This window comes from Delftia sp. DT-2 (genome assembly GCF_028401915.1).
GTDB classification, from domain to species: domain Bacteria; phylum Pseudomonadota; class Gammaproteobacteria; order Burkholderiales; family Burkholderiaceae_C; genus Comamonas; species Comamonas tsuruhatensis.
In genome coordinates this window covers 150,189-177,075 of the sequence record NZ_JAQOTI010000010.1, presented here as the reverse complement: position 1 = coordinate 177,075, position 26,887 = coordinate 150,189, and the positions used below count along the sequence as shown (strand labels likewise).

Below are 26,887 nucleotides of genomic sequence, written 5' to 3'. Positions count from 1 at the left end.
TTCATAGCTCAGGATATGCGGTTTTTACTCCATTGGTGCTGGGTACTATACGCACTGATGTTGCTGGTACATATTTTCCGTCAGGCATAATAATTCTGGCGGGAAAGTTTGGCGGTATTGGTACAGATATTGCTCCATTTTTTAGGTTGTTTAAATTATCAGAGATAAGCCGTGCTGCGGTCTGATCGTCGAGAAACTGCCCCGTTGGCAAACCTGATCCTGCTGCACGCTTTGTTAGGAAATCCGTCGAGTTTTGTCCATGAACTGTGAAGGTATGACCAAATTTCGCTTTAGTAATTGGAATTGTGGAACTTGCGGAATTTGTTGCTCGATAAATGGAAAGACCAATACCAGCGCCTCCAGGCACCACAGGTATCGCCGCCGCAACCCCATCAATCGCGATACCCGCCGCATCCACCGCGGCACCGCTCCAGTTCCCCTCCTGAACATTGCTGACCAGGCTCTGGAAGCCCAGGGAAATATTGAACGCGTCCCAGACGGTTTCCGCAAGCTTGCCGTCCGGGTCCAGGTATTTGTTCGGGTTGTTGTTGGCGTAGGCGTAGCGGTTGAAGCTGTGGATCTGCTCGGGATTCACCTCCTTGGGGTCCATGCCCGTGAACCGGCCCAGCAGCGGCATGTAGTACCGCGCGCCCATGTAGGTCATGCCCGTGTCGGGGTCGTAGGGCCTGCCGGTGAACCACAGTTTGTTGTCCGCGCCGGCTGGCTCCGCTTTCTGGCGGTAGCCATAGGGCAGGTAGTTTTCCTTCCAGAGTACGGCGCCGGACTGGTTGGTGGCCAGCCAGGGCGTGCCTGCGGCGTCGTTGTGGAAGTAGGTGACGGTGGCCTGGGCCAGCGCACCGGGCGTGGTCAGCAGGGCTGTCAGAAGCAGCGCGGCAGTTGCCAGCAGGCGCCGGCAGGATTGGCGGATGGCGTTCTTCATCGGGCGCTCACTTTCTGTGCAATGCGCTTGCCGTTGAGGTAGATGTATTCGGTGAGCTGGCCGGAGCCGTATTCTGCGAGCAGGTTGCCGTGCACGCCATGGAACTCGTAGGTGGTGACGCCTGCCTTGGTGGTGTGGGTGCGTTTCTGGTCGCCGTCGTAGGCATACCGGATGGGGGAATTGCCCCAGCAGTCGGCGCACAGCAGGTTGGGGACGGCGTCGTAGGTGTAGGACTTCTGGCTGCTTTGGATGAAGTTGCCCGCCGTGTCGTAGGTGAAGTGGTTGGCGGGGCCGCCATTGACGGTGATGGAGGACAGGCGGTATCGGCTGTCGTAGCGGTAGTCGATCAGTTCGCTGCCCAGGCTCTGGCGGGTGATGTCGCCGGAGCCGCTGTAGCTGATGCTCCCGCGCCCCCTGGGGGTGACCATCGAGACCAGCCTGTGCACGCCGTCGTACCCGAAGGTGCGGTCATGGTCCGCATCGGCCGTGTCCCTCACGCTGGTGAGATTGCCCGTGCGGTCATAGGTCAGGATGGATCGGTGGAAATAGCTGCCCTGGCGCGAGGTGGCGAACGAAGCGGGCAGCAGCCTTGCGTTCTGTCCGTATTCGGACTGCACGCCGTTGGCGTAGACGATGCGCTGGATCTGGCTGGATGGCCAGTAGCTGGCGCTGCTGATGTAGCCGGGCATGGCCGTGGGTCTGCCCAGACTGTCCAGTGTGTAGCTGACGGTGGAGCCAGACAGTGGGTAGGTGATGGATGCCAATTGGTCATTGCCGTTGTAGCTGTAGCCGGCATTCCAATTGAAGCCACCTGCAGCCAACTCCTCCCGCGTGAGGTTGCCGTTGCGGTCGTAGGTGAAGCGACGTGTGGCTTCGGATGTGGCCGTGCTGAGCAGGCGGTGGGCCCTGTCGTAGCTGTGAGTGACGTCCGGGGTGGAACCCGGGTAGCTGATGGACTGCAGGCGGTTGTGCCCGTCGTAGCGGTATTGGATGGTGCCTACGGTCCCTGTGATCCTCGAGATCATGTTGCCTGCGGCATCGCGGCCCAGGCTGGTGGTGCCGGTCTCGGGGTGTGTGATGGATGTCAGTTGGTAGCTGCCGTTGTAGCCGTAGCTTCGTGTGATGCCCGCTTGCGTGACTGAGGTCACCAGTCCCCTGGCATTGCGGCCGATGGACAGGTTGGTGGACGGCTCCGGTGTGGAGATGGCCATCAGCAGCGGCTGGTCGGGGTCGCCATAGGCGCGGTAGCGATAGGTGGTTGTCAGGCCGCGTTCGTCCACCACGGCGCGGGTGGCGGGACCGTAGCCTATGCCCTGCGTGCTGCCATCCGCATGGCGTATGGACATGACGCGGTCCAGGATGTCGTGCCGGTAGGCGGTTCCTGCGCTGGTGCCCGGGTTGGATTCAAAGGTTCTGCGGCCCAGCGCGTCAACGCTGAAGCTTCGCACGATGCCGCCATGGTTGACGGATACGGGCTGACCGAAGCCGTTGAAGCTGGTGGTCTGGGTGAGCGCTCCCCGGCTGACGGTGCGCGTGGTGGTGCCATGGCTGATCCGGACGCTGTTGCCTGCGGGATAGCCGACGGAGATGATGCGGTTGAGACCGTCATAGCCATAGGTCCAGGTACTGCCGTCACCCCGGGTTTCGGAAGTGACGTTGCCCGCATCGCTGACCGTCCGCGAGATGGAAATGCCCTCGGGCTGCGATTCCGATTGGGCTATGCCCCGCCTGTAGCCACCGTAGTAGTGTGTCAGCCCTCGCGGGAAGGTGGTGGCGCTCAGGTTGCCTTGGCCGTCATACGCGTGGCGGGTCTGGATGCCATCGCGGGTGATGGATGTCATGTTGCCATTGCCGTCGAAGCTGCGCGATATGCTGCCGCCCGCATGGCTTTCGCTTTGCAACTGGCGCACTATCCATTTGGACGGGTTGACGTAGTAGCTCAGGCTGGTGGTGCGGTTGCCGCCCGATGGGCCGTATTCGGAGATCGTGCCAGGATTGCCATAGGTGTCGAAGTTGCTGTAGCGGGTCGTATGGCTGGCGTTGTCCCGGGTGATGGTGCGCTCTGCAAGAAGCGGGGCGTTGAATTCACCGATATCGACCTTGGTAGCGAAGGCGCCGGGACGGAAGTTGTTCTCGCTCGATATCTTCTGCTTGTCCCAGGTGTAGGTCTCGGTCTGGCTGCCACCCAGGCTTTTGGAGGCCAGCAGGCCCACCATCCATACGCTGCCCGAGCTGGAGTAGTTGGGCCCTATGTGCCGGTAGGTCACGGTGCCTGAGGGGGTGTTGACCGTGGTGACGTCGTGTGCGCCGGGGCGTCCTGGCGCGTAGCTGAAGGACCAGTGGCCCCCGGTGCTTGTGGACTTGGCCATGACCACGGTGGAGCGGCTGGCGGGATTGGCCTGGGTGTCGAAGTGGACGAAACCGTATTGATAGCCGATGGAGCCCCCCTGCGGGTAGGTCAGGCGCCGCATGATGTGGCTGCCGGGGGTGTTGTTGAGGTTCCCGTTGTAGTCATAGATCCAGCGCAGACCGTCGGGCCGGGTGACGGAGCCGAGCTGGAATTTGTCCCTGACGTTTGAGATGCCCTGATAGGCGTAGTGGTAGGTCTGGCCTGCCGCGCTGATGGCGGTGATCCTCCGGCTCGCCATACCGCTGTCCGCATAGAAAAACTGGACTGAGCGACCATCGCTTGTGACCACGCTGGATATCTGCGGCGAGGCGGCCGCCGCGTACTGGATGGTGGCGTAGTTACCGTTGCGGTCCGTGATGCGGCTCGTCAACCAGGCATAGGTGGGATAGGGGCCGCCCCCCAGATTGACCAGTTGGTTCATGTCGTAGCGCGTGCCGTCGGGTGATGTGACGGCCAGCCCACCCGCGCCGCTGGTGATGCAGTCGGCGCGCCAACGCTGCGTGGTGATCAGCAGTGGTGCGGTCGTTCCTGTGAAAGCCAGCAGCTGGCGGCTGCCGTCAGGCAGCTCCAGCACGGGGTTGTCAGCGACGGTTTGGCTGTTCTTGTTGAAGCAAATACTGGTTTCGCGGGACTTGAGCACCCTTCCAAAATGGATGTTCCAGCCCACGCCCGCCAGCGATTCATGGAGCGCCGGATTCGTGGGCTCTACCGATGTGCTGTTGTACGAACGTACTACCTTCAGGTCGAAGCCGCCATTGCCGGGCAGGTGGATATCCACGTAATGCAGTTGCAGTGCGCCGGTGAATGGATCAATGAATTCACCGAATCCCTGGTTCACATAGCTGCGATTGGGTTGAATTCCCGGATCTTTGTAGAAGTCGGGAATGACTTCCTGGGAATGGACGGGCCACGCCGCCATTGTCATCAGCAGCGCCAGGCTGCCCGCAATTGCCTTGATTGCCGGATTCATGGGTTCTCCCTGAAGAAGCTGGACAGATGCGCTCGCGTGGCTCGGACAGGTGGTTCTGCCCATGGCTGGCTGCGGGGTCCATGCTGTGGAACTTCGGGTATGCCTGCAAGAGAGCCCTCTTGGGCGGCAGGGTGGCTTTGAACGGTTCTTTTTACGCCGGAGTGCGGGAATCCAGCTAATGCGCTACATCAGGAATCCCGTGTTAATGATTGTCAAGAAAAGAAAATAGCCAAGCGTCCATCTTGAAAAGCGCACCGAATCATGACCTTTGATCGGTATTTTTCCAGAATATCTCTCAGCTTATTTTCAGATTATTCCTAGGATCATTGGAGGCTACGGGAGCCTTATTTCTTCTCGCGCGGCACGCGCCCCATGAGGAAGAACTCGGGATTGGGTTGCATGCCGGCAAAGCTGGCCATGCGGTTGGACAGGCCGAAGAAGGCCGTGATGGCGGCAATGTCCCAGATGTCCTCGTCGTCGAAGCCGTGGGCGTGCAGCGCCTCGAAGTCGGCCTCGCAGATTTCGTGGCTGCGCTCGCAGACCTTCATGGCGAAGTCCAGCATGGCGCGCTGGCGGGCGCTGATGTCGGCCTTGCGGTAGTTGACGGCCACCTGGTCGGCCACGTAGGGCTGCTTTTCGTAGATGCGCAGGATGGCGCCGTGGGCCACCACGCAGTACAGGCACTGGTTGGCCGCGCTGGTGGTGGTGACGATCATCTCGCGCTCGCCCTTGGTCAGGCTGCCTTCTTCCTTGAGCATAAGCGCATCGTGGTAGGCGAAGAAGGCGCGCCATTCGGCGGGGCGGCGCGCAAAGGCCAGGAAGACGTTGGGGATGAAGCCGGCCTTTTCCTGCACTTCAAGGATGCGGGCGCGGATGTCCTCGGGCAGGCTGGACAGTTCGGGCTGGGGATAGCGGGCAGTGGCCATGGGTCTTGTCTCCTGGGTGTGGTGGTTGTCGTTGCGGGCCATGTTCGCATGGCCTGCGCTGCGCGGGGTGAACGCGCATGACAGCCTGCCTGCCGCCGAGGTTGCAGATTGCGCCCGGGCTCAGGCGGGCGCCATGTCCGGCTCAGGCCGTTGTGCAAACCAGTCGCCCAGAAAGCCAGTGAGCGCGCGGATCCTGGCCGACATCTCGCTGCGCGTGGCGTGCACGAGGTAGATGTCGGCCGCAGGCAGCTGCCATTGGGGAAGGACCTCGCGCAGCGCGCCTGCGGCTAGCGGCGCGGCCACATCCCAGAGCGAGCGCTGCAGGATGCCATGCCCGTCCAGCGCCCAGGCCAGGGCCGAAGCGCCGTCGTTGGTGCTCATCACGCCGTTGACCTTGATGCTTTGCTCGCTCAGGCCCTGGCGCGTGCGCCGGCTCAGGCGCCAGCTGCCATAGGTTTCGCCGCTTTCGCGGATCACGATGCAGCGGTGGGCCTGCAGGTCGGCGGGCTGGCGCGGCTCGCCATGGGCGTTGAGGTAGGAGGGCGCGGCGCACAGCACGCGGCGGTTGGGCAGCAGCAGGCGGGCGGTGAGGCCGGAGTCGGGCAGGGCGCCAAAGCGCACCACGGCGTCAAAGCCCTGCTCGACCAGGTTGACGGGCCTGTCCGTCAGGTGCAGCTGCACCTGCACCTCGGGATAGGCGCGCGCAAAGGCCGACAGCGCGGGCGCCAGCCGCTGGCGGCCAAAGCCCAGTGTGCAGGCAATGGACAGCGGGCCGCGCGCCGTGGCGCGCGTGCCCGAGATGCTGCGCTCCAGCGCCTCCAGGTCGGCCAGGATGCGCGCGCCGTCCAGCAGGTAGGCTTCGCCCTCGGGCGTCAGGTGGATGCGCCTTGTCGTGCGCTGCAGCAGGCGCACGCCCAGGCGCCGCTCCAGCAAGGACAGGCGGCGGCTGACGGCGGGCGGCGTCACGCCCATCTGCTGGGCCGCAGCGGCCAGGCTGCCTTCGCGGATCAGCAGCGAGAAGAAACGCAGGTCGGAAAAGCCGTCCATGGTGGATGCGGTGGATGGTTGATTCGTAAATTGAACTGATGGATCAATGCAATATTTTGCTATTTATGCAGCCTGGTTTACTGATTAGGATGGCAGGCTAGGGCCTGTTCACACTAATGTGGGGTCGCGAAGCTGCCTGCCAGCCCGCCAATCAAGGCGCGCGACGCCGTGCGTGTGTCCGCACGCACAAGGAGCGCAACGCCGAGTGGAGGGCTGGCAGGCAGCTTCCCTTCGGGTTGCCTGGCAGCGGGGCCGTCTGCGGCGTTGCACGCGCTTGCAAGGCATCAGCCTTGCTGCGCACGTGCGCCTTGCATACGACCCCGCTGCCGGGCAACGCGATCCCCGCATTAGTGTGAACAGGCCCTCGTCATGAACAACGTAGAAGGAATCTCCGGGATGCACACAGATCCATGGATGCCGGGCCTGCGCCAGCAGCGCATCACGGTCGATGACGGGGTGGAGATCAACGCCTGGGTGGGCGGCCAGGGGCCGGCCCTGCTGCTGGTGCACGGCCACCCGCAGACCAGCGCCATCTGGCACCGCGTCGCGCCCCGGCTGGCGCAGCAGTTCACCGTGGTGCTGGCCGACCTGCGCGGCTATGGCGACTCCTCGCGCCCCGCCGGCGATCCCGAGCATGTGAACTACAGCAAGCGCACCATGGCCCGCGACCTGCTGCGGCTGATGGCGCGGCTGGGCCATGAGCATTTCAGCGTACTGGCGCATGACCGGGGCGCGCGCGTGGCGCACCGGCTGGCCATGGACTATCCCGCCAGCGTGCAGCGTCTGGTGCTGCTGGACATTGCGCCCACGCTGGCCATGTACGAGCAGACCGGCGAGGCCTTTGCGCGCGCCTACTGGCACTGGTTCTTCCTGATCCAGCCCGCGCCGCTGCCCGAGCGCCTGATCGAGGCCGACCCCGCCGCCTATGTGCGCGAGATCATGGGCCGGCGCAGCGCCGGCCTGGCGCCCTTCGATCCCCGGGCGCTGGCCGAGTACCAGCGCTGCCTGGCGCTGCCGGGCAGCGCGCACGGCATGTGCGAGGACTACCGCGCCTCGGCCGGCATCGACCTGGACCATGACCGCGAGGACCGCCGGCTGGGGCGCAGGCTGTCCATGCCGCTGCTGGTGCTCTGGGGCGAGGAGGGCGTGGTGCACCGCTGCTTCGATCCGCTGCGCGAGTGGCAGCTCGTGGCCGACGATGTGCGCGGTCGGCCACTGGCCTGTGGGCACTACATTGCCGAGGAGGCGCCCGACGCACTGCTGGACGCGGCTCTGCCATTTCTGTTGCAGGCCGGGTGAGTGCGGTCATTGCTGGCTTTCGGGACTGCATTCAGGCAAGCCGGCAAAAAAGGGCAAAGAGGGCAAAGGTGCATTCGCCCCATATCTGCGGAGACATAGCGTTCTCCATGGATTCAATTGGTATGCCAATCGTGTCCGGAAAAGGTAAGCAATTGAAAAAACCGCATGCCTGCTGCCCGCATGCAATGCCCAGGTCCCAATCCTTGAAAGCCGCTGGAGACAAGGCCTGGCAAGGGCTGGGCAACGCCTTGCGCCCATAGGGGACCACCGCACAAGGTGCAGGCGGGCCAATGCGCAGCCCATTGCCGATGCATGGTGAAACGCCGAACTGATACAGTCGCGCGGCCCGCCCGAGGGGGAGGGTCTTATTCATCACGGGATATTCACAATGAGCAACAAGAAAACCGCAGTGGCTGCTGCCGTGGCATTGGCCGTCGTGGCCTATGGAGGAACCACCTGGTATACGGGCCAAAGGGCCGAGTCCGGCTACAAGGATGCCGTGGCCGAATTGCGCAAGGTGCTGGGCGAGAAGGCCGTCGTGACCGACGAATACCACAAGGGATTCCTGTCGTCCCAGGCCAAGCTGGTGCTGCAGTGGCCTGCGGCTGGCGAGGCCGATGCGCCCGCCGCTGCAGACGCCGGCGCAGAAGCCGCCCCCAAGCCCGTGCGCCTGGTGGTGGACACCACGGTGCGCCACGGCCCGCTGGCCGGTGGCCGCCTGGCGGCAGCGGTGTCGGAGACGCGCTTTGCGCTCGACGGCCTGGACGAAAAGAGCCGCCAGACCCTGGCCAAGGCTGTCGCTCCCACGCTGACCAGCGTGCACCACTTCACGGGCGGCCAGGATGTGCGCCTGCTGCTGCCCGCCGGCGAGCTGGGCGACCAGGAAGTCACCATGCGCTGGCAGGAAATGGTGCTGGACACGGCCCTGGGCGGTGGCAGCGTCAAGGGCACCTGGCGCTGGCCCGAGGTGGCCCTGCTGGGCCTGCCCAGCCGCGACAAGTCCATGGGCGTGGAAGAGGAAGAGGGCGAGGAGGAGGAATCCGACAACGACGAGGCCCTCCCCACCCAGCCGGCCGCAGCGCCGGTGGAGCGCACCAGCATCATGCTCACGGGCCTGGAGAGCAGCTTCGAGAACAAGGTCATCGACGGCCTGTGGGGCCTGGGCCCCGGCAAGGCCAGCGTGCGCATCGCCCGCTTCGGCATGAGCAGCACGCCCGCCGAAGGCGGCGAGGCCAAGACGCTGCTGGACCTCAAGAACGTGGACGGCAGCTCGGTCATCGAGTCCGACAAGACCACGCTGGGCATGACCACCCAGGTCAAGGGCACGGGCCGCATCGGCCCCATCGATTTCGAGTCCGTGGGCTACGAGGAAAAGATCCAGCGCCTGGACATCGAGGCGCTGCGCGGCTTCCAGCGCGTCATGGTCGAGGGCTACCGCAAGGAGGGCCTGGTCAAGGCGCTGGAATCGCTGGAAGAGCAGGGCATGGGCGTGCTGATGCAGAACGCTCCGCGCCTGGTGGCGGCCCTGCCGGCCTACTCCATGAAGCTGCAGGCCACCTACCAGGGCCAGACCGGCCACCTGGAGTACGGCGCCGAAGTGCAAAGCGCGCCCACGCAGGAGCAGGTCGCCCAGGCCGGCTGGATGCCGGCGCTGCTCAAGACCTCGGCACTGCAGGCCAATGCCAGCCTGCCCAAGGCCTGGCTGGAGCCGCTGCTCAAGGCATCGGGCAAGCCCGATGTCTCGGCCGAGGACGTGGAAGGCATGCTGGGCATGGCCCAGGCCACGGGCTATGCCCGCCTGGAAGGCGACAAGCTGGTCAGCGCGCTCAAGATGCAGGCCGGCCAGGTCACGCTCAACGGCAAGCCCATCGCCCTGCCCATGGGCGCGCTGCAGTAAGCGGCCATCCACCTTCCGGGCGTCGCCCCGGAAGGGGTTCTCAGGGGTGCCACTGGCTGGCGCGCACCACAGGGGCCTGTGTGCTGGCGCTGCCCGCCAGCGCATAGGACAGCTGGTTGGCCGCCGCCATCACGGTCTGCGCCATGGCTTCCAGCCGGGACTCGGGCAGGCGCGATGCCGGCCCGGAGATGCACACCGATCCCATCAGCCGCCAGTGCATGCCGAACACCGGCGCCGACACCGTGGCCACGCCCTGTTCGCGCTCGCCGATGGACCAGTGGTAGCCGCGCTGGCGGATCTGCTCGTACACCGGCCCCGGCTCGCCTGAAAACGCCAGGATCACGCGCCCTGGCGAGCCCTGGTCCAGCGGCAGCCCCTCGCCCATGCGTGCATGGTGGCGCAGGGCCTGCGGCCCTTCCACGCGCACGAGGCAGGTGCGCACATTGCCTTCGCGCACATAGAAGGCCGCGCTCTCGCCGCTGGCCTGCGTGAGCGCGCGCAGCGCGGGCTCCAGCACGTTCTGCACATCAAAGCCCGCCTGGTAGCGCGCACCCAGCCAGCCTGCGGCCGGGCCCAGGCGCCAGTCCCCATCGTCCCTTTGCACCATGAAGCCCGACTGCGCCAGCGTGCGCGCCAGCCGCAGCACCGTGGTCTTGTGCAGCGCGCAGCGCCGGCTCAGTTCCGCCAGGGACAGGTGCGACTCCCCGAGGGCGAAGGCGCCAAGCAGCTGCAAGGCACGCGTGACGGCGATGACGCCGCCGTCCTTGGCCGGGCTGGCCTTGTCATCGGGTGGCTGCGCCGGGGAAGGGGTGCTGGGGGGCTTGTTCATGGTGCAAGGCATGCAATTGGTTGCGCTGTATGAAACGGCATTGTATGGGTTGAAACGTTTTCATAAAGTTCGTCCCACGCACCGCAGCCATGCGGGCGTTGGACACAACAAACGGAGACAAACCGCCATGCCGATTCCCTCGCTTTCGCGTTGCCTCAATGCACGCCTTCTTGCCGCCCTGGTCGGCGTTGCCGCCATCGTGCCCATGGGCGCTGCACAGGCCCAGGACACCTATCCCCGCAAGCCCATCCGCCTGGTGGTGCCGTTTCCGCCCGGTGGCGGCACGGACATGATTGCGCGCACCGTGGCCCAGCGGCTGGCGGACCACAACAAGTGGACCGTGGTGGTGGACAACCGGCCCGGCGCCGGCGGCAACCTGGGCGTGGATGCCGTGGCCAAGGCCGCGCCGGACGGCCATACCCTGGTCATGGGCCAGACCAGCAACCTGGCCATCAACCCCTCGCTGTACGCCAGGCTGCCCTATGACCCGCTGAAGGATCTGGTTCCCGTGGCGCTGGTGTCTTCCGCGCCCATCGTGATGGCCGCGCCCGCCAACTCGCCCTACAAGACCTTTGACGACCTGGTCAAGGCCGCCAAGGCCAAGCCCGACGGCCTCACGCTGGGCTACTCGGGCAACGGCACGGTGGCGCACCTGGCCGGCGAACTGGCCGAGAACGCGGCCGGCATCAAGCTGCGCCATGTGCCCTACAAGGGCGCAGCCCAGGCCATGACCGACCTGGTGGGCGGGCAGATCGATTTCTACATGTCGGCCGTGCCCACGCTGCTGGGCCAGGTGCGCAACGGCAAGCTGCGCGCGGTGATGGTGACCTCGCTCAAGCGGTCTGACCAGCTGCCGCAGACGCCCACGCTGGCCGAGTCGGGCTACAAGGACTTCGAGGCCGTCACCTGGTTCGGCGTGCTGGCGCCGGCGGGCACGCCGCAGGCCATCGTGCAGCAGCTGAACAAGGCCATCAACGACGCGCTGCTGGTGCCCGAGGTGGCCGAGAAGCTGCGCTCCGAAGGCGGCGAGGTGCTGGGCGGTTCGTCCGAGAAGTTCGCCGCGCTGCTGCGCGCCGAGGTGCCGCGCTGGGCACGCATCGTCAAGGACTCGGGCGCCAGCCTGGACTGAGCCCGGGGCAGGGGCGCCAGCCCTTTCGCTTCCTTCTCGCTCCCACCTCCCTTCCTTTCCTCCATCGAGATCTCGCCATGGACTGCGACAGCCTTGCCGTGCCCGTCCGTTTGGCCTTTGCCTCGGGCGGCAGCGGAACCGTCTTGCAGATGCAGGGCGAGCTGCTGCAAAGGCAGGGCGGCGTGCGCTTCATCCATGTGCCCTACAAGGGCGACACGCCCGCGCTGGCCGTGACCTCGGCGGCGCGCCTGAAGGCCCTGCCTGACGTGCTCACCATGGCCGAGGCCGGCATGGTCGGCGGCACGTCCCGGCAATTGGGCGAGCTGCAGAAATCCGACTCCGCCAAGTGGGCCCAACTCATCCGCGAGGCCGGCATCAAGGCCGACTGACGCGCTTGCATCTTCCTGTTTTCCTTCACCTCATCTCGCTGGACCATCATGAGCCAACTCCCAGAAATCATCCGTGACATAGAGCGCGTGGACGCCCAAGTCGTGCAGCGCGCAGCCGGCTTTCAGGCCGCCATCCTGGCCGACGTGGCGGGCCGCCGCGGCACCATGCATTCGCGCGTGGCGCCCGTGCACCAGGGCATGAAAGTGGCCGGCCCGGCCTTCACCGTCGAGGTGCGTCCCGGCGACAACCTCATGATCCACGCCGCCATCGCGCTGGCCCGGCCCGGCGACGTGCTGGTCATCGACGGCAAGGGCGACCAGACCGCCGCGCTGATGGGCACGCTGATGCTCAGCGCCTGCAAGAAGCTGGGCCTGGCCGGCGTCATCGTGGACGGCGCCATCCGCGACCGGCTGGAGCTGCTGGAGCTGGACTTCCCCGTGTTCAGCGCAGGCTTCAATCCCGCAGGCCCTACCAAGTTCGTACCGGGCCGCATCAACCACGCCATCTGCGCTGGTGGCACGACGGTTCACCCGGGCGACCTGGTGGTGGGCGATGCCGATGGCGTGGTCGTCATCGAGCGCGCCAAGGCACCCGCCATGCTGGAGCTGGCCGTGAAGAAGGTGGCCGACGAGGCCGCCCGCATCGAGGCCATTGCGCGCGGCGACACGGCATCGAAGTGGCTGCCCGCGGCCCTGCGCGCGGCCGGCGTGCTCAAGGAAGGGGAATCGCTGTGAGCACCGTCATCGTCACCGGCGCCGATCTGGCGCCACAGGCCCTGGACCTGCTGGCCCGGCACGACATCGTCTATGCGGGCAAGACGCCCACCGAAGAGGACCTGGTCGCGCTGTGCCGCGACCATGATCCCGTGGCCATCATCGTGCGCTACGGCAAGGTGGGCGCGGCCGTGATGGACGCGGCGCCCTCGCTGCGCGTGATCTCCAAGCACGGCAGCGGCACGGACACCATCGACAAGGCGGCCGCCGCCGAACGCGGCATTGCCGTGGTGGCCGCCGCGGGCGCCAATGCGGCGGCCGTGGCCGAGCAGGCACTCGCGCTGCTGCTGGCCTGCGCCAAGTCGGTGGTGGCGCTGGACGCCCGCATGCACGCAGGCCACTGGGACAAGGCCACGCACAAGAGCCTGGAGCTGGGCGGGCGCACCGTGGGCCTGGTGGGGCTGGGCGCCATCGGCCTGCGCTTTGCGCGCATGGCCGATGCGCTGGGCATGCGCGTGATCGGCTTCGATCCCTTCGCAAAGAACCTGCCCGCCTACGTGCAGCCCGTGGACCTGGAAACCATCTGGCGCGAGTCCGACGCGATTTCGCTGCACTGCCCGCTGACCGAGGAAAACCGGGGCATGCTCGGCGCCTCCACGCTGGCGGCCTGCAGGCGCGGCGTGATCGTGGTCAACACCGCACGCGGCGGCCTGATCGACGAGGCCGCGCTGCTGGCCGCCGTGCGCTCGGGCCAGGTGGCGGCCGCAGGGCTGGACAGCTTTGCGGTGGAGCCCATGGTGGCCGGCCACCCGTTCCAGGGCGAAAGGAACTTCGTGCTCAGCCCCCATATCGGCGGCGTGACCGGCGATGCCTACGTGAACATGGGCGTGGGCGCGGCCCGCAATGTGCTGGAGGTGCTGGCCCGCGTGCCTGCGGCGGCCGGCGCCTGAGCCAGGGCAGGGGCGCCGTGCGCGCCCTTGGCCCATGCATGTGCATGCATGTGATTTGAGGAGACAAGCGATGTCGAGGAATTTCCAAGAGGTCCGCCGCCTGGCCTTGCGCGGCGGCCTGCTGGCCGCCGTGGGGCTGGCCGTGCTGGGCGCCCAGCCCGCGCTGGCGCAGAAGGACTATCCGGCCAAGCCCGTGCGGCTGGTCGTGGGCTTTGCGGCGGGCGGCCCCACCGACGTGGTGGCGCGCGCCTTTGCCGACCATGCGGGCAAGGCGCTGGGCCAGCCCTTCGTGGTGGACAACAAGCCCGGGGCCAACACCATACTGGCCGCGCAGGCCGTGGCTGGCGCGCCGGCCGATGGCTATACGCTGCTGTTCGGCGCCACCAACCACAGCATGATCCCGGCGCTGTACCAGGGCCGCGTGAAGTTCGACGTGGTGCGCTCGTTCCGGCCGCTGTGCACGGTGGCCAGCAGCCCCACGGTGCTGGTCGTGGGGCCGGGCATGCCGGCGCGCAACCTGCAGGAGTACATGGACCAGGCACGCAGCCGGCCCGGCAGCGTCACGGCCGGCACGGCGGGCATGGGCAGTTCGGGCCATTTCGCCACCGAGATGTTTGCGCGGGCCAAGGGCCTGAAGCTCAACCACGTGCCCTACAAGGGCGCGGCGCCCGTGGTCACGGATCTCATGGGCGGCCAGCTCGACAGCTCCTTCGCCACGCTGGGCTCGGTGCTGCCCCAGGTGCGCAGCGGCAAGCTCACGGCGCTGGCCGTGGCTTCGCCCAGACGCGCGTCCCTGCTGCCCCAGGTGCCCACCTTTGCCGAAGCGGGTGGCGGCGACTACTCGGCCGATGTCTGGTACGGCGTGCTCGCGCCGGCCGGCATTCCCGACGGCGCGGCCCAGGCGCTGGAGCGCGTGGCCGTGGAGTTTGCCAAGAGTGCATCGGCCGCGGACAAGCTGCACGGCCTGGGCATGGATGCCGAGTCGAGCTGCGGCAGCGCCTTCGCGCAGCGCGTGGCCAGCGAAGCGGCCTCCTATGCGCAGATCGCCCGCGAACTGAACCTGAAGGCGGATTGATTCGGCCGCCGCCCCCTCTAAAAAATCTGGAGACAAGCCATGAAATTCCTTGCCAGAACCCTGATCGCGGCCTGCGCCCTGGCCGCCGCCGTGGCCCAGGCCGCCTTTCCCGAGCGTCCCATCACCCTGGTCGTGCCCTATGCGCCCGGCGGCGGCGCCGACGCGGCCGCGCGCCTGCTGGCCACGCGCATGGGCGCGCGGCTGGGCACCAGCATCATCGTGGACAACCGGCCCGGGGCCAGCGGCACCATTGGCGCCAGCCAGGTGGCCAAGGCGCGCGCCGATGGCTACACGGTGCTCTACGACGCCACGCCGTTTTCCATCAACCCGCATCTGTTTGCCAAGCTGCCCTATGCGCGCAGCGCGCTGCAGCCGCTGTCGCTGGTGCTGCTCATGCCCAATGTGGTCGTGGTCAAGGCCGACTCGCCCGTGCGCAGCGTGGCCGACCTGGCGGCCAGGGCCAAGGCGCAGCCGGGCAAGATCAACTTCGCCTCGGGCGGCAGCGGCACGGTGCAGCGCCTGGCGGCCGAGCTGTTCCGCCAGCGGCTGGAGCTGGACATGGTCCATGTGCCCTACAAGAGCGGCGGGCCGGCCATTGCCGATGTGATGGGCGGGCAGGTGGACTTCATGTTCGGCACCATGGCGGCCACCTATCCGCTGGTCACGGGCGGCAAGCTGCGCGCCCTGGCCGTGGCGGCGCCCCAGCGCTCGGCCCGCCTGCCCGATGTGCCCACCGTGTCCGAGACCGTGATTCCCGGCTACGAGGCCTATGAGTGGAACGGCATCTTCCTGCCCACGGGCACGCCCGAGCCCGTGGCCGCGCGCCTGCACCAGGCGCTGTCCGAGGTGCTGCAGGAAGCCGAGGTGCGCCAGCGCCTGAGCGACCTGGGCGCCCAGCCCATGGCATCGACGCCGGCCGAGTTCGCCGCCTTCCTCCAGAAGGAAGACGCCAAGTGGGGCGAGGTGGTGCGCAAGGGCGCCATCGTGCTGGACTGAGCGCATGGGCATGACCGACATCGCCATGGCCGTGCCGCACTCGGCCGGCACGAGCCGGCCTGCGCGCACGCTGCCGCCCCTGGCTTGCGACAGCCACATGCACATCTTCGATGCGCGCTTTGCGCCGTCGCCGCACTGGCCGCGCACGCCTCCGCAGGCCGACGTGGCCATGTACCGCCAACTGCAGCGGCGCCTGGGCACCTCGCGCGCCGTGGTGGTCACGCCCTCGACCTATGGCACGGACAACGCCTGCACGCTGGATGCGCTGGAGCGCCTGGGCGATGATGCGCGCGGCGTGGTCGTGGTCGCCCACGATGTGGCCGATGCCGAGCTGGACCGGCTGGCCACGCACCGCGTCTGCGGGCTGCGCGTGAACTTTGTCTCGCCGCAGTCCTGGGGCGAGACCACGGCCCACATGCTGGTCACGCTGGCGCACCGGGTCGCACGGCTGGGCTGGCATGTGCAGGTCTTCGTGCAGCCCGAACAGCTGGTGGCGCTGGAGCCCGTGCTGGGCGCGCTGCCCGTGCCCCTGGTCGTGGACCACCTGGGTCGCATCGATCCGGCCGCGGGCATGCAGGGCGTGGAGGGCGCGGCCCATGCCGCGCTGCGCCGGCTGCTCGATGGCGGCAACACCTGGGTCAAGCTCTCCGGCGCCTATATGCGTTCATCGGTGGGCGGCCCCTCCTATGCCGACACGCTGCCGCTGGGCCGCGACCTGGTGCGCGCCGCACCCGAGCGCCTGGTCTGGGGCAGCGACTGGCCGCACACCACCGAGGCGCCGGGCTCCGTCGACGATGCCGACCTGGTCGATCTGCTGCAGGCCTGGGCGGGCACGGACGAGGCCATGGACCGCATCCTGGTCGACAATCCAGCGCGCCTGTACGGTTTCAGCGCCATCCCCTGAAATCCCGAGAAAGACAAGCACCATGTTCCTGCTGCAAGCCCCCCAGGTCTGCGACCTCGAATCGTTCACCGCCATGCCCGACGCCCTGCGCCGCCCCGAGCGCAGCGAGTGGGCCGATGCCAACCGGGGCGGCGCCGTCACCGACTCCTTCCTCGAGGGGCCGGTGTTCGACGGCGCCGGCAACCTGTACGTGGCCGACATTCCCTGGGGCCGCGTGTTCCGCATCGATCCGCAAGGCGCCTGGACCCTGGTGGCCGAGTACGACGGCGAGCCCAACGGCATGAAGTTCCTTGACGAGCGCACGCTGCTGATCACCGACTACAAGAACGGCCTGATGTGCCTGGAGGTGGCCACGGGGCGCGTCAGCCCCTATCTGCAGCGGCGCAACAGCGAGCGTTTCAAGGGCGTGAACGACCTGGTCTTCGATGCCGAAGGCAACCTCTACTTCACCGACCAGGGCCAGAGCGGCCTGCACGATCCCAGCGGCCGCCTGTACCGCCTGCGTCCGGACGGCCGGCTGGACCTGCTGCTGGCCAACGTGCCCAGCCCCAACGGCGTGGCGCTGTCGCCCGACGGCCGCGTGCTCTACCTGGCCGTGACGCGCGGCAACTGCGTCTGGCGCGTGCCCCTGCTGCCCGATGGCAGCGTGGCCAAGGTGGGGCAGTTCTTCACCTCCTACGGCCCCAGCGGGCCCGACGGGCTGGCCGTGGATGACCAGGGCCGGCTGCTGGTGGCCAACCCGGGCCTGGGCCTGGTGTGGGTGCTCAACCACCGCGCCGAGCCCGTGCAGGTGCTGCGTGGCGTGCCGGGAAGCTCGCTCACCAACCTGGCCTTTGGCGGCGCTGACCGTCGCACGCTGCATGTGACGGACTCCACGCACGGGTGCATTCTGCGTGCCCGGCTGGAGGCGCCGGGGCTGGCGCTGCACGGCTTGAACAAGGGCTGAGGCGGCCGTCGCGACCTTCTCAGCCGTCTCGGCAGTCTCAGTCGTCGCAACCGTTCCTCAGGGCCTGGCCGGCATGTCCAGGATCTCCCGGGCTTCCTGCAGCAGGCCTATCCACAGCTGCTCCTGCTGTATGCCGGCCTTGAGCACCAGGTGCTGCAGCCGCCGCTCGCGCGTGGGCGGCTTGTCCAGGAAGTCGCGCTGCTCCAGGCGCTGGTAGACGTCCAGCTGCGCCTGGTGCAGTGCCAGCAGCCGTTGCACTTCGTCCTGCAGTCCGCAGGGCCCCACCACCGCCTCGGCACGCAGGCGGACCATCCATTCCTCGCGCAGCGGCTTGGGGTCTTCCTGCTCGGCCACCCAGCGCTTGAGCTCCTTGCGGCCCGTGGGCAGGATGCGGTACTGGCGCTTGCGGCCCCGGCCGGATTCGGCGGGCAGGGCCTCGATCCATTGCGCCTCTTCCAGCCGGGCGAGTTCGCGGTAGATCTGCTGGTGCGTGGCATTCCAGAAATAGCCGATGGAGCGGTCGAAGCGCTCGGCAAGTTCCGAGCCCGAGCAGGGGTGCTCGACCAAGGCGGTGAGAAGGGCGTGTGGCAGGGACATCGGCAACAAAGGGACTGGCGCTGGGCGCCATCTTACGGGCCTGCATGGAGGTGCGGCCAAGCGCTGCAGTCATTTCTGCAATTTTTTGCGCAACCAGTTGCATAAATAAAGGAGGCTGACTACATTCATGCAATCAGTTGCATAAAAAAGCGAGACAGGCATGACCCACTACCCCCACCTGAATGCCGAACTGGACCTGGGCTTCACCACGCTCAGAAACCGCGTGCTCATGGGTTCCATGCACGTGGGCCTGGAGGAGGCGCCCAACGGCTTCGAGCGCATGGCCGCCTTCTACGCCGAGCGCGCGCGCGGCGAGGTGGGCTTGATCGTCACGGGCGGCATCGCCCCCAATGAGCGCGGCCGGCCCATGAAGGGCGGCGCCATGATGGTCAATGAGCACGAGGCGGACCAGCACCGCATCGTCACGCAGGCCGTTCATGCCGAGGGCGGCAAGATCGCCATGCAGATCCTGCACTTCGGCCGCTATGCCTACCAGCCCGGGCTGGTGGCGCCCAGCGCGCTGCAGGCGCCCATCAACCCCTTCGTGCCGCATGCGCTGACGGGCGACGAGGTGGAGCAGACCATCGAGGACTTCGTGCGCTGCGCAGCCCTGGCCCGGCATGCGGGCTACGACGGCGTGGAGATCATGGGCTCCGAGGGCTACCTGATCAACGAGTTCATTGCGGCGCGCACCAACCACCGCGATGACGAATGGGGCGGCAGCTACGCGGGCCGCATGCGCTTTGCGGTGGAGATCGTGCGGCGCACGCGCCAGCGCGTGGGGCGGGACTTCATCATCATCTACCGCCTGTCCATGCTGGACCTGGTGGAAGGCGGCTCCACGCTGGAGGAAGTGATCGCGCTGGCCCAGGCCATCGAGGCCGCGGGCGCCACGCTGCTGAACACGGGCATAGGCTGGCACGAGGCGCGCATCCCCACCATTGCCACCAAGGTGCCGCGCGCCGCCTATGCCTGGGTCACGCAGCGCGTGATGGGGCAGGTGGACATCCCGCTGATCACCTCCAACCGCATCAACACGCCCGAAGTGGCCGAGCGCCTGCTGGCCGAGGGCTATGCCGACATGGTCTCCATGGCCCGGCCGCTGCTGGCCGATGGCGACTTCGTGCGCAAGGCGCGCCAGGGCCGGGCCAACGAGATCAACACCTGCATTGCCTGCAACCAGGCCTGCCTGGACCATACCTTTGGCGGCAAGATCACCTCCTGCCTGGTCAACCCGCGCGCCTGCCATGAGACCGAGCTGGTGATTGCGCCCGCGCCCGCCGCCAAGCGCATCGCCGTGGTGGGCGCCGGCCCGGCGGGCCTGAGCTTTGCCGTCACCGCCGCGCAGCGCGGCCATGCGGTGACGCTGTTCGATGCGGCCAGCGAGATCGGCGGGCAGTTCAACATTGCCAAGAAGGTGCCCGGCAAGGAGGAGTTCCACGAGACGCTGCGCTACTTCCGCCGCCAGCTGGAGCTGGGCGGCGTGGCGCTGCGACTGGGCCACCGCGTGGAGGCTGCCCAGCTCATCGAGGGCGGCTATGACGAGATCGTGCTGGCCACGGGCATACGGCCGCGCGTTCCCGCCATCGACGGCGTGGACCATCCCAAGGTCCTCGGCTACCTGGACGTGCTGCAGGGCGACAGGCCCGTGGGCGAGCGCGTGGCCATCATCGGCGCGGGCGGCATCGGTTTCGATGTGGCCGAGTACCTGACCCATGCCGACGACAGCGGCGCCGTGGCGCCCCGCAAGTTCTATGCGGAGTGGGGCATAGACACGGACTACGCCCAGGCCGGCGGCCTGGCGCAGCCGCAGGCCGAGCCCTCGCCGCGCCGCGTGCACCTGCTGCAGCGCAAGTCCACCAAGGTGGGCGACCAGCTGGGCAAGACCACGGGCTGGATACACCGCACCTCGCTGAAGGCACGCAGCGTGGCCATGGGCTCGGGCGTGGCCTATGAGCGCATCGACGACGCCGGGCTGCACATCACCGTGGACGGCCAGCCGCAACTGCTGGAGGTGGACAACGTCGTGCTCTGCGCGGGCCAGGAGCCGCAGCGCGAGCTGCATGCGGCCCTGAGCGCGGCGGGCTGCAGCGTGCACCTGATCGGCGGCGCCGACGTGGCGGCCGAACTCGACGCCAAGCGCGCCATTCTGCAAGGCACCACGCTGGCGGCCAGCCTTTGAGGGCGCCGCCCGATTCCGTTTTCCACCTCAACCACCAGGAGACAAGCATGTCCCAGCCCCCGAAGAACGCCCATCCCGCAGTCGCCCGCTCCCTGGAGCTGTGGCATCGCATGGTTGCCGCCAGCGACCTGGGAGAGCTGCACACCATCGTCCATCCCGACGCAGTGTTCCGCTCGCCCATGGCCAACACGCCCTATGCCTCGGCAGCCGCGCTGATGCTGGCGCTGTCCACCGTGGTCCAGGTGTTCGAGAACTTCACCTACCACCGCCAGATGGCCAGCGATGACGGCCTGGACGTGGTGCTGGAGTTCAGCGCCAGCGTGGGTGGCAAGAACCTCAAGGGCATCGACTTCATCCGCTTCGACGAGCAGGGGCTGATCCGGGAATTCGAGGTCATGGTGCGCCCCATGAGCGGCCTGCAGGCCCTGGGCACGGAGATGGGCAAGCGGCTGGGCGACAAGCTTCCCGCCTTCAAGGCCGTGGCCTGAGGGCAGGGCGCGCCATGAAAAACGCCCCCGAAGTTTCGGGGGCGTTTTGCCGTGGGCGTCAGCCGGTCAGAGCGTGCCGGCCTTCTGGCGGGCGATGGCATCGGCCACGCCCTTGCCGTAGGCCGGGTCGGCCTGGGTGCAGTGCGCTATGTGCTTTTGCACGATGTGCTCGGACACACCGGCGATGTTGCGCGCCGTGTTCTCGAACAGGCGCTGCTGCGCATCGGGCGTGAGCAGGCGGAACAGGTCGCCGGGCTGGGTGAAGTAGTCGGCATCGTCCTCGCGGTAGTTCCAGCGGTCGGCCGCGCCGTTGAGGGCCAGCGGCGGCTCGGCGAAGGCCGGCTGCTCCTGCCACTCGCCCTTGGTGTTGGGCTCGTAGGCGATGGTGCCGCCGTAGTTGCCGTCCACGCGCATGGCGCCATCGCGGTGGTAGGCGTGGTAGGGGCAGCGCGGCGCGTTCACGGGGATCTGGTGGTGGTTCACACCCAGGCGGTAGCGCGCGGCATCGCCGTACGAGAACAGGCGCGACTGCAGCATGCGGTCGGGCGAGGGGCCGATGCCCGGCACCAGGTTGGCCGGCGTGAACGAGGCCTGCTCCACATCGGCGTGGTAGTTGCGCGGGTTGCGGTTGAGCTCCATCACGCCCACTTCGATCAGCGGGTAGTCCTTCTTGCTCCAGACCTTGGTCAGGTCGAAGGGGTGGAAGCGGTAGGTCTCGGCTTCATGCTCGGGCATGATCTGCACGCACAGCTTCCAGCGCGGGAACTCGCCGCGCTCGATGGCCTCGAGCAGGTCGCGCTGGCTGCTTTCACGGTCGGAGGCGACGACGGAGGCCGCCTCGGAATCGGTGAAGTTCTCGATGCCCTGCTGGCAGACCCAGTGGAACTTGACCCAGTGGCGCTCGTTGCTGGCGTTGATGAAGCTGTAGGTATGCGAGCCGAAGCCATGCATGTGGCGGTAGCCGCGCGGAATGCCCCGGTCGCTCATGACGATGGTGATCTGGTGCAGCGCCTCGGGCAGGCCGGTCCAGAAGTCCCAGTTGTTCTCGGGCGAGCGCAGGTTGGTGTAGGGGTCGCGCTTGACGGCCTTGTTCAGGTCCGGGAACTTGAGCGGGTCGCGGAAGAAGAACACCGGCGTGTTGTTGCCCACCAGGTCCCAGTTGCCTTCCTCGGTATAGAGCTTGACGGCGAAGCCACGGATATCGCGCTCGGCGTCGGCCGCGCCGCGCTCGCCGGCCACGGTGGAAAAGCGCGCGAACACTTCGGTCTGCTTGCCGATGTCGGAGAACACCTTGGCGCGGGTGTAGCGCGTGATGTCACCCGTCACGGTGAAGGTGCCGAAGGCGCCCGAGCCCTTGGCGTGCATGCGGCGCTCGGGAATCACTTCGCGGTTGAAGTGGGCCATTTTTTCCAGATGCCACAGGTCCTGCAGCAGCATCGGGCCACGCGGGCCGGCCGTGAGCGAGTCCTGGTTGTTGGCAACCGGGGCACCTGCGGCGGTGGTGAGCTTGTGGGTCATGGTCTCTCCTTGATCGAGGGGTGGTAGCGGCGCCGGCTTGCACGCAGGCAGCGCGGCGCTTGGAAAATCAATAGCTGCGTGCTATCGAATTGCTTTTATTGTTGTTTCGTTCTATGGATGCGGCAAGGCTTTGGCGATTGGCAAATCTCAACTGCGCCATAGCCAAAAAATTTCACCGCACCCCGCCTGCGTCGTGCCGGGCATGCTTTTTGCCAAGGCATTGTGTTGCGCGGGCGGATACGGCCCGTGTAGGCCGTCGCCCTGTCAGCCAGAGACCAGCTTGTGGACCAGATCGGCGGCCGTGGAGGCGCCGTACTTGCGCATCAGCCGTGCGCGGTAGATCTCCACCGTGCGGTGGCTGATGGCCAGGGCGCGGCCGATTTCCTTGGAGGTCAGGCCTTCCAGCAGGCGGGCGGCCACCTCGCGCTCGCGCCCCGTGAGTTCGGCCTTGACGGGGCGCTGGGCGCTGAGGTCCTCGAAGCTCCAGATGCCCGAGGCATGCGGGTCGCTGCGGTCCAGCGTGCGGCCCGTGACATGGCACCAGAACGTTTCGCCGTTGGCGCGCTTCATGATGCGGTTGTCCGAATAAAAGCCCCTTGCATTGAGAATGGGCGCGATGCGCGCGCCCAGCCGCTCATACTCGTCGGCGCTGGGGTAGAGGATCTGGAAGGTCTGGCCGATCAGCACCTCGCGCGAGGCCTCGAACATCTCGCAGACCTGGCGGTTGCAGTCGATCATGGTGCGGTTGCGCGAGATCACGAGACCGACGGGGGCGGCCTCGAACGCCAGCCTGTAATCTATATCCATGGGCAAATCTTTACGAAAAACTACTTATGCAAGTACGTAGTATCGTAGCGCATCCAATCTGAAGGAGACATGTGTGAAAAAGCTCTACCCCTCTGCGGAGCAGGCGCTCCAGGGCGTCGTGGCCGACGGGCAATTGCTGGCTGTGGGAGGCTTCGGCCTGTGCGGCATTCCCGAGGCCCTGATCGACGCGCTGCGTGACAGCGGCGTCAAGGGCCTGACGGTGATTTCCAACAACGCGGGCGTGGACGGCTTTGGCCTGGGCAAGCTGCTGGAGACGCGCCAGATCAAGAAGATGATCTCGTCGTATGTGGGCGAGAACAAGGAGTTCGAGCGCCAGTACCTGGCCGGCGAGCTGGAGCTGGAATTCACGCCCCAGGGCACGCTGGCCGAGAAGCTGCGCGCAGGCGGCGCCGGCATTCCCGCCTTCTTCACCAAGACCGGCGTGGGCACCATGGTGGCCGAGGGCAAGGAGCTGCGCGAGTTCGACGGCGAGACCTATGTGATGGAGCGCTCGCTCGTGCCCGATGTCTCCCTGGTCAAGGCCCACCGTGCCGACAAGAGCGGCAACCTGCAGTTCCGCCTGACGGCGCGCAACTTCAACCCTGCCGCCGCCACGGCCGGCAAGGTCTGCATCGTGGAAGTGGAGGAGGTGGTCGAGGTCGGCGAGATCGCACCGGACGACATCCACCTGCCCGGCATCTACGTGCACCGCATCGTGCACAACCCGAACCCCGAAAAGCGCATCGAAAAGCGCACCATCACAGAAAAACAAGGAGCCTGACCATGCCGTGGACCCAAGACCAGATGGCCGCCCGCGCGGCCCAAGAACTCGAAGACGGCTTCTACGTCAACCTGGGCATCGGCATTCCCACCCTGGTGGCCAACCACACGGGTGACAAGGAAGTGTGGCTGCAGTCGGAGAACGGCATGCTGGGCATCGGCCCCTTCCCGACCGAGGATGCCGTGGACGCCGACCTGATCAACGCCGGCAAGCAGACCGTGACGACGATTGCCGGCTCGTCCATCTTCGGCAGCGACCAGTCGTTCGCCATGATCCGCGGCGGCAAGATCAACCTGTCCATCCTGGGCGCCATGCAGGTGTCCGAGAAGGGCGACCTGGCCAACTGGATGATCCCCGGCAAGATGGTCAAGGGCATGGGCGGCGCCATGGACCTGGTGGCGGGCGTCAAGCGCGTCATCGTGCTCATGGAGCATGTGGCAAAGAAGAAGGACGGCACGACCGACCTCAAAATTCTTCCCGCCTGCACTCTGCCTTTGACCGGCGTGGGCGTGGTGGACCGTATCATCACCGACCTGGGAGTGATGGACGTGACGCCGCAGGGCCTGAAGCTCGTGGAACTGGCCCCCGAAGTGAGCTTCGAGGACATCCAGTCCAAGACCGGCGTGACGCTGATTCGCTGATGTTGCCGTGCTGTGCAGTGCCTGCCTGGTGCAGGCCTGCGCGACGAGAGCCCGCCTTGCGCGGGCTCTTTTGCTTATATTTCAGATTTCGAGCCAATGGGAGCCTCTATGACGGATGTCGCGGCCGTGCGCAATCCACCGACAGCGCAGGGATGGAAGGACGAGGGCGTGCATTTCCTGCGCGCCGTCACCGACATGGCCGAGCATTGCAACGTGGTGACCGGCGAGCCCATCTTCAACGACAAGGGTGTCAAGCTCGTGGACAAGGGCGCGCGCATCGACAGCAACATGTACGAGCGCCTGGTCAAGCACAAGCTGCGCGACCCCATCGACAAGCACCTGGGCGTTGACAACCGCGTGGACGTGCTGGCCATCGAGGCCCAGGCCATGGTGCAGTGCGAGACCGTGGACCTGATGCGCCGCCTGGTGCAGTCGCTGGGCGGCACGGACCGGCTGCTGGCGCCGCTGCGCCTGATGGTGCTGCCGCCGCAGATCGCCTTCAAGCTCACGGTCATGCGCGAGCAGCGCCCCGAGCTGTTCGCCCACAGCCTGCAGATGATGCTGGTGGCCGTCTACCTGGCGCTGCAAAGCGAATGGAGCGAGCGTGAATGCGGCCCGCTGGCCACGGCGGCCCTGCTGCACGATGTGGGCATGCTCTACATGGACCCGGCCTGGACCGACCCCAACTACCGGCTCACGGGCGCCGAGCGCAAGCACCTGGTGGCGCACTCGGTCACGGGCATGCTCATCATGCGGGGCGCGGGCGCGTATTCGCAGGACGTGGAAATGGCCGTGCTCGAGCACCACGAGCGCATGGACGGCACGGGCTATCCGCGCGGCGTGCATGGCGAAGCCATCTCCAAAATGGGCCGCATCCTGTTGCTGGCCGAGGTGGTCTCGGCCTTCTTCGACAAATTCCAGGACCTGCCCGGCCAGCGCCTGTCGCTGATGCTGCGCATGAACCACCGCCGCTATCCGGCCGATCTGGTCGGCATCCTGCTGCCGCTGCTGTACGACGAGATCTCGCCGGGCACGCCGCTGCCGCCGCTGCAGGCCGAGGTCACGCACAGCGTGGCAGCGCTGTCGGCCGCCTTCCAGATGTGGAACACGTTCAGCCAGGCCTTTCCCGAGCGCTGGCAGGCCATGCCCGACCACCAGGCGGCCGTCTACATCGACTCCAGCATCGGCAGCCTGCAAAAGCAGCTGGCCGAGGCCGGCCTGCACCCGAACCAGCAAACCGACCTGCTGGCCTACCTCAAGGACGACGTGCAGGGCATGAGCGAGCTGGCCCTGCTCAGCCGCGAGGCCCTGTGGCAGCTGCAGGCCATCGTCAACGCCTGCCTGCGCCGCTGGCCCGCCATCAACGCCCGCACCCACGCCGTGGACACGGCGGTCGCGCAATGGTGCGAAGCCTGCATGCAGATCGACGCCACGCCGCCGCCGGGTGGGGCAGCGGCAACAGCTGCGCACTGAGACAGCCGGGCTTGCCCGGCTTTTTTTACATCCGTGGATCTCTTGGAAATCAAGAGTGCTGTATATTAATACAGTATTTGAGATTTTCCCCATGACCACGCCCCACGCCTCCCAACCTGCGCAGCCCGCCCCCATGGCGGGCGCGGCGCGTGTGCTGCCTCAGTTGCAGGGCGTGTGGCGTGGCGATGGCTGGCAGCAGGCGCTGCAGCAGCGCGTCCAGCCTTCGGGCCATGCGCTGCTGGATGCGCAATTGCCGGGCGGGGGCTGGCCGCTGGGCGCGATGGTCGAGCTGCTGCAGCCCGCCCATGGCCATGCCGAATGGCCGCTGCTGTTGCCGGGTCTGGCGGCCCTGATGCAGCGCAGCGCGGGCCAGGTGGTGCTGGTGGCACCGCCTTGCAGGCCTTTTGCACCGGGACTGGAAGCGGCGGGCGTGGCGGCGCACCGGCTGTGCTGCGTGGAGGCCGATACCCACCCCGGCACCCACCCCGGCGCCCACCCGGCAGGCGATGGGGCAGGGCTGGCCTGGGTCTGTGAGCAGGCACTGCGCTGCCGCGACGTGCTGGCCGTGCTGGCCTGGCTGCCGGCCGGTCTGCCCATGGCCACGCTGCGCCGGCTGCAATGGGCGGCCGCTGCGCAGGGGCGCATTCTGTGGCTGTGGCGCGAGGCCTCGGCCGCCCTGCAGACGGTGGCCTCGCCTGCGCCGCTGCGGCTGCGCGTGGAGACAGAGTTGGGGGAGCCGGGCGAAGGCGGCACGCCAGCCTGCCTGCGCGTGCAGTTGCTCAAGCGCCGGGGGCCTGCGCTGGAGCATCCCTTGAAACTGCCGCTGCACCACTGGGCCTGGCAGGACGTGCTGCAGGCCCAGGCCCAGCGGCGCACCCGGCAGGCGGGCGAGGCGCAGCGCTGGCTTCATGGACACGGGCAACTGCTGCCCGCCGAGGCGCCCGCCCTGCAGGCGGCAGCGCACACCCTGGGATGAGAT

At 67.1% G+C, this 26,887-nt stretch carries 24 protein-coding genes and 1 pseudogene; 16 read left to right on the top strand and 9 right to left on the bottom strand.

The window, feature by feature from the left end:
* Position 1: 1 nt before the first annotated feature.
* The 4 genes from PO605_RS19460 to PO605_RS19445 all read right to left on the bottom strand — a co-directional run bounded on the left by PO605_RS19460 (position 2) and on the right by PO605_RS19445 (position 6,293).
* Positions 2–940 (bottom strand): RHS repeat domain-containing protein, encoded by a 939-nt coding sequence (locus tag PO605_RS19460; protein ID WP_052195764.1) that lies wholly within the window; start codon positions 938–940, stop codon positions 2–4.
* A complete protein-coding gene (locus tag PO605_RS19455; protein ID WP_272206759.1) occupies positions 937–4,320 on the bottom strand; it encodes a DUF6531 domain-containing protein in 3,384 nt (1,127 codons plus the stop codon). Before PO605_RS19455 ends, PO605_RS19460 begins: the two co-directional genes overlap by 4 nt.
* Positions 4,321–4,664: 344 nt before the next feature.
* Positions 4,665–5,246, bottom strand: a complete 582-nt coding sequence (locus tag PO605_RS19450) for a peroxidase-related enzyme (protein ID WP_047470411.1) — start codon at positions 5,244–5,246, stop codon at positions 4,665–4,667.
* Between the two features lie 120 nt (positions 5,247–5,366).
* A complete protein-coding gene (locus tag PO605_RS19445) occupies positions 5,367–6,293 on the bottom strand; it encodes a LysR family transcriptional regulator (RefSeq protein WP_047470404.1) in 927 nt (308 codons plus the stop codon).
* Positions 6,294–6,689: 396 nt separating this feature from the next.
* Here PO605_RS19445 and PO605_RS19440 point away from each other — a divergent pair, with 396 nt between their 5' ends.
* A complete protein-coding gene (locus PO605_RS19440; protein ID WP_016451547.1) occupies positions 6,690–7,592 on the top strand; it encodes an alpha/beta fold hydrolase in 903 nt (300 codons plus the stop codon).
* A gap of 31 nt (positions 7,593–7,623) precedes the next feature.
* Here the strand turns inward: PO605_RS19440 and PO605_RS19435 are convergent, their stop codons facing one another.
* Complete coding sequence (locus tag PO605_RS19435; RefSeq protein WP_272206758.1) at positions 7,624–7,965, bottom strand: hypothetical protein; 342 nt, start codon at positions 7,963–7,965, stop codon at positions 7,624–7,626.
* Positions 7,966–7,980: 15 nt separating this feature from the next.
* Between PO605_RS19435 and PO605_RS19430 the strand changes: the two genes are divergently transcribed.
* Entirely contained in the window at positions 7,981–9,489 is a 1,509-nt protein-coding gene (locus PO605_RS19430; RefSeq protein WP_272206757.1) for a YdgA family protein, read from the top strand.
* A gap of 40 nt (positions 9,490–9,529) precedes the next feature.
* On the opposite strand, the gene PO605_RS19425 is transcribed toward PO605_RS19430, so the two are convergent.
* Positions 9,530–10,318, bottom strand: a complete 789-nt coding sequence (locus tag PO605_RS19425; RefSeq protein ID WP_047472365.1) for an IclR family transcriptional regulator — start codon at positions 10,316–10,318, stop codon at positions 9,530–9,532.
* Positions 10,319–10,445: 127 nt separating this feature from the next.
* On the opposite strand from PO605_RS19425, the gene PO605_RS19420 reads away from it, so the two are divergent.
* From PO605_RS19420 to PO605_RS19385, 8 genes and pseudogenes are all read left to right on the top strand, one after another.
* Positions 10,446–11,447 carry a Bug family tripartite tricarboxylate transporter substrate binding protein gene (locus PO605_RS19420; RefSeq protein ID WP_047472366.1) on the top strand — a complete coding sequence of 334 codons (1,002 nt, stop codon included), beginning with the start codon at positions 10,446–10,448 and terminating at the stop codon, positions 11,445–11,447.
* A 95-nt stretch (positions 11,448–11,542) separates the two neighbouring features.
* Positions 11,543–11,836 (top strand): annotated as a pseudogene (locus PO605_RS19415) (tripartite tricarboxylate transporter substrate-binding protein); the annotation flags it as partial.
* 48 nt (positions 11,837–11,884) lie between these two features.
* A complete protein-coding gene (locus PO605_RS19410) occupies positions 11,885–12,571 on the top strand; it encodes a hypothetical protein (protein WP_016451551.1) in 687 nt (228 codons plus the stop codon).
* Positions 12,568–13,500: an NAD(P)-dependent oxidoreductase gene (locus tag PO605_RS19405; RefSeq protein ID WP_047472367.1), complete on the top strand. Its 933-nt coding sequence runs from the start codon at positions 12,568–12,570 to the stop codon at positions 13,498–13,500. The genes PO605_RS19410 and PO605_RS19405 overlap by 4 nt, the downstream gene beginning before the upstream one ends.
* A gap of 70 nt (positions 13,501–13,570) precedes the next feature.
* A complete protein-coding gene (locus PO605_RS19400) occupies positions 13,571–14,575 on the top strand; it encodes a Bug family tripartite tricarboxylate transporter substrate binding protein (RefSeq protein ID WP_046987107.1) in 1,005 nt (334 codons plus the stop codon).
* Between the two features lie 39 nt (positions 14,576–14,614).
* Positions 14,615–15,571, top strand: coding sequence for a tripartite tricarboxylate transporter substrate binding protein (locus PO605_RS19395; protein ID WP_016446265.1), 957 nt, complete (start codon positions 14,615–14,617; stop codon positions 15,569–15,571).
* A 4-nt stretch (positions 15,572–15,575) separates the two neighbouring features.
* Positions 15,576–16,475: an amidohydrolase family protein gene (locus PO605_RS19390; protein WP_047468370.1), complete on the top strand. Its 900-nt coding sequence runs from the start codon at positions 15,576–15,578 to the stop codon at positions 16,473–16,475.
* A gap of 22 nt (positions 16,476–16,497) precedes the next feature.
* On the top strand, positions 16,498–17,421 hold the full coding sequence (locus PO605_RS19385) for an SMP-30/gluconolactonase/LRE family protein (RefSeq protein ID WP_047468366.1): 924 nt from the start codon (positions 16,498–16,500) through the stop codon (positions 17,419–17,421).
* Between the two features lie 57 nt (positions 17,422–17,478).
* On the opposite strand, the gene PO605_RS19380 is transcribed toward PO605_RS19385, so the two are convergent.
* The gene (locus PO605_RS19380; protein ID WP_016446262.1) at positions 17,479–18,018 is read right to left on the bottom strand and encodes a PadR family transcriptional regulator; all 540 of its coding nucleotides are present in this window, start codon (positions 18,016–18,018) and stop codon (positions 17,479–17,481) included.
* Positions 18,019–18,178: 160 nt separating this feature from the next.
* On the opposite strand from PO605_RS19380, the gene PO605_RS19375 reads away from it, so the two are divergent.
* Both PO605_RS19375 and PO605_RS19370 read left to right on the top strand, forming a co-directional pair.
* Positions 18,179–20,200, top strand: coding sequence for an NADPH-dependent 2,4-dienoyl-CoA reductase (locus PO605_RS19375; protein WP_047468363.1), 2,022 nt, complete (start codon positions 18,179–18,181; stop codon positions 20,198–20,200).
* 47 nt (positions 20,201–20,247) lie between these two features.
* Positions 20,248–20,688, top strand: a complete 441-nt coding sequence (locus PO605_RS19370; RefSeq protein WP_016446260.1) for a nuclear transport factor 2 family protein — start codon at positions 20,248–20,250, stop codon at positions 20,686–20,688.
* A 66-nt stretch (positions 20,689–20,754) separates the two neighbouring features.
* Here PO605_RS19370 and PO605_RS19365 read toward each other — a convergent pair whose 3' ends face one another.
* Both PO605_RS19365 and PO605_RS19360 read right to left on the bottom strand, forming a co-directional pair.
* On the bottom strand, positions 20,755–22,206 hold the full coding sequence (locus PO605_RS19365; protein ID WP_047468360.1) for a catalase: 1,452 nt from the start codon (positions 22,204–22,206) through the stop codon (positions 20,755–20,757).
* Between the two features lie 264 nt (positions 22,207–22,470).
* Positions 22,471–23,013 (bottom strand): PAS and helix-turn-helix domain-containing protein, encoded by a 543-nt coding sequence (locus tag PO605_RS19360; protein WP_016446258.1) that lies wholly within the window; start codon positions 23,011–23,013, stop codon positions 22,471–22,473.
* A 73-nt stretch (positions 23,014–23,086) separates the two neighbouring features.
* Here PO605_RS19360 and PO605_RS19355 point away from each other — a divergent pair, with 73 nt between their 5' ends.
* The 4 genes from PO605_RS19355 to imuA all read left to right on the top strand — a co-directional run bounded on the left by PO605_RS19355 (position 23,087) and on the right by imuA (position 26,884).
* Complete coding sequence (locus tag PO605_RS19355; protein WP_016446257.1) at positions 23,087–23,794, top strand: CoA transferase subunit A; 708 nt, start codon at positions 23,087–23,089, stop codon at positions 23,792–23,794.
* Between the two features lie 2 nt (positions 23,795–23,796).
* On the top strand, positions 23,797–24,435 hold the full coding sequence (locus PO605_RS19350) for a 3-oxoacid CoA-transferase subunit B (protein ID WP_012206068.1): 639 nt from the start codon (positions 23,797–23,799) through the stop codon (positions 24,433–24,435).
* Between the two features lie 108 nt (positions 24,436–24,543).
* Positions 24,544–25,908, top strand: a complete 1,365-nt coding sequence (locus PO605_RS19345) for an HD-GYP domain-containing protein (RefSeq protein ID WP_047468348.1) — start codon at positions 24,544–24,546, stop codon at positions 25,906–25,908.
* A 91-nt stretch (positions 25,909–25,999) separates the two neighbouring features.
* Positions 26,000–26,884: a translesion DNA synthesis-associated protein ImuA gene (gene imuA, locus PO605_RS19340; protein ID WP_047468345.1), complete on the top strand. Its 885-nt coding sequence runs from the start codon at positions 26,000–26,002 to the stop codon at positions 26,882–26,884.
* Positions 26,885–26,887 lie beyond the last annotated feature (3 nt).

Bases quoted from the DNA above. Each gene is read 5' to 3' on its own strand.
- PO605_RS19395 (WP_016446265.1), top strand. From the start codon at position 14,615: ATGAAATTCCTTGCCAGAACCCTGATCGCGGCCTGCGCCCTGGCCGCC.
- PO605_RS19350 (WP_012206068.1), top strand. From the start codon at position 23,797: ATGCCGTGGACCCAAGACCAGATGGCCGCCCGCGCGGCCCAAGAACTC.
- PO605_RS19380 (WP_016446262.1), bottom strand. From the start codon at position 18,018: ATGTCCCTGCCACACGCCCTTCTCACCGCCTTGGTCGAGCACCCCTGC.
- PO605_RS19450 (WP_047470411.1), bottom strand. From the start codon at position 5,246: ATGGCCACTGCCCGCTATCCCCAGCCCGAACTGTCCAGCCTGCCCGAG.
- PO605_RS19455 (WP_272206759.1), bottom strand. From the start codon at position 4,320: ATGAATCCGGCAATCAAGGCAATTGCGGGCAGCCTGGCGCTGCTGATG.
- PO605_RS19375 (WP_047468363.1), top strand. From the start codon at position 18,179: ATGACCCACTACCCCCACCTGAATGCCGAACTGGACCTGGGCTTCACC.
- PO605_RS19370 (WP_016446260.1), top strand. From the start codon at position 20,248: ATGTCCCAGCCCCCGAAGAACGCCCATCCCGCAGTCGCCCGCTCCCTG.
- PO605_RS19385 (WP_047468366.1), top strand. From the start codon at position 16,498: ATGTTCCTGCTGCAAGCCCCCCAGGTCTGCGACCTCGAATCGTTCACC.
- PO605_RS19365 (WP_047468360.1), bottom strand. From the start codon at position 22,206: ATGACCCACAAGCTCACCACCGCCGCAGGTGCCCCGGTTGCCAACAAC.
- PO605_RS19460 (WP_052195764.1), bottom strand. From the start codon at position 940: ATGAAGAACGCCATCCGCCAATCCTGCCGGCGCCTGCTGGCAACTGCC.
- PO605_RS19390 (WP_047468370.1), top strand. From the start codon at position 15,576: ATGGGCATGACCGACATCGCCATGGCCGTGCCGCACTCGGCCGGCACG.
- PO605_RS19445 (WP_047470404.1), bottom strand. From the start codon at position 6,293: ATGGACGGCTTTTCCGACCTGCGTTTCTTCTCGCTGCTGATCCGCGAA.
- PO605_RS19430 (WP_272206757.1), top strand. From the start codon at position 7,981: ATGAGCAACAAGAAAACCGCAGTGGCTGCTGCCGTGGCATTGGCCGTC.
- imuA (WP_047468345.1), top strand. From the start codon at position 26,000: ATGACCACGCCCCACGCCTCCCAACCTGCGCAGCCCGCCCCCATGGCG.
- PO605_RS19435 (WP_272206758.1), bottom strand. From the start codon at position 7,965: ATGAATAAGACCCTCCCCCTCGGGCGGGCCGCGCGACTGTATCAGTTC.
- PO605_RS19420 (WP_047472366.1), top strand. From the start codon at position 10,446: ATGCCGATTCCCTCGCTTTCGCGTTGCCTCAATGCACGCCTTCTTGCC.
- PO605_RS19400 (WP_046987107.1), top strand. From the start codon at position 13,571: ATGTCGAGGAATTTCCAAGAGGTCCGCCGCCTGGCCTTGCGCGGCGGC.
- PO605_RS19345 (WP_047468348.1), top strand. From the start codon at position 24,544: ATGACGGATGTCGCGGCCGTGCGCAATCCACCGACAGCGCAGGGATGG.
- PO605_RS19410 (WP_016451551.1), top strand. From the start codon at position 11,885: ATGAGCCAACTCCCAGAAATCATCCGTGACATAGAGCGCGTGGACGCC.
- PO605_RS19425 (WP_047472365.1), bottom strand. From the start codon at position 10,318: ATGAACAAGCCCCCCAGCACCCCTTCCCCGGCGCAGCCACCCGATGAC.
- PO605_RS19360 (WP_016446258.1), bottom strand. From the start codon at position 23,013: ATGGATATAGATTACAGGCTGGCGTTCGAGGCCGCCCCCGTCGGTCTC.
- PO605_RS19440 (WP_016451547.1), top strand. From the start codon at position 6,690: ATGCACACAGATCCATGGATGCCGGGCCTGCGCCAGCAGCGCATCACG.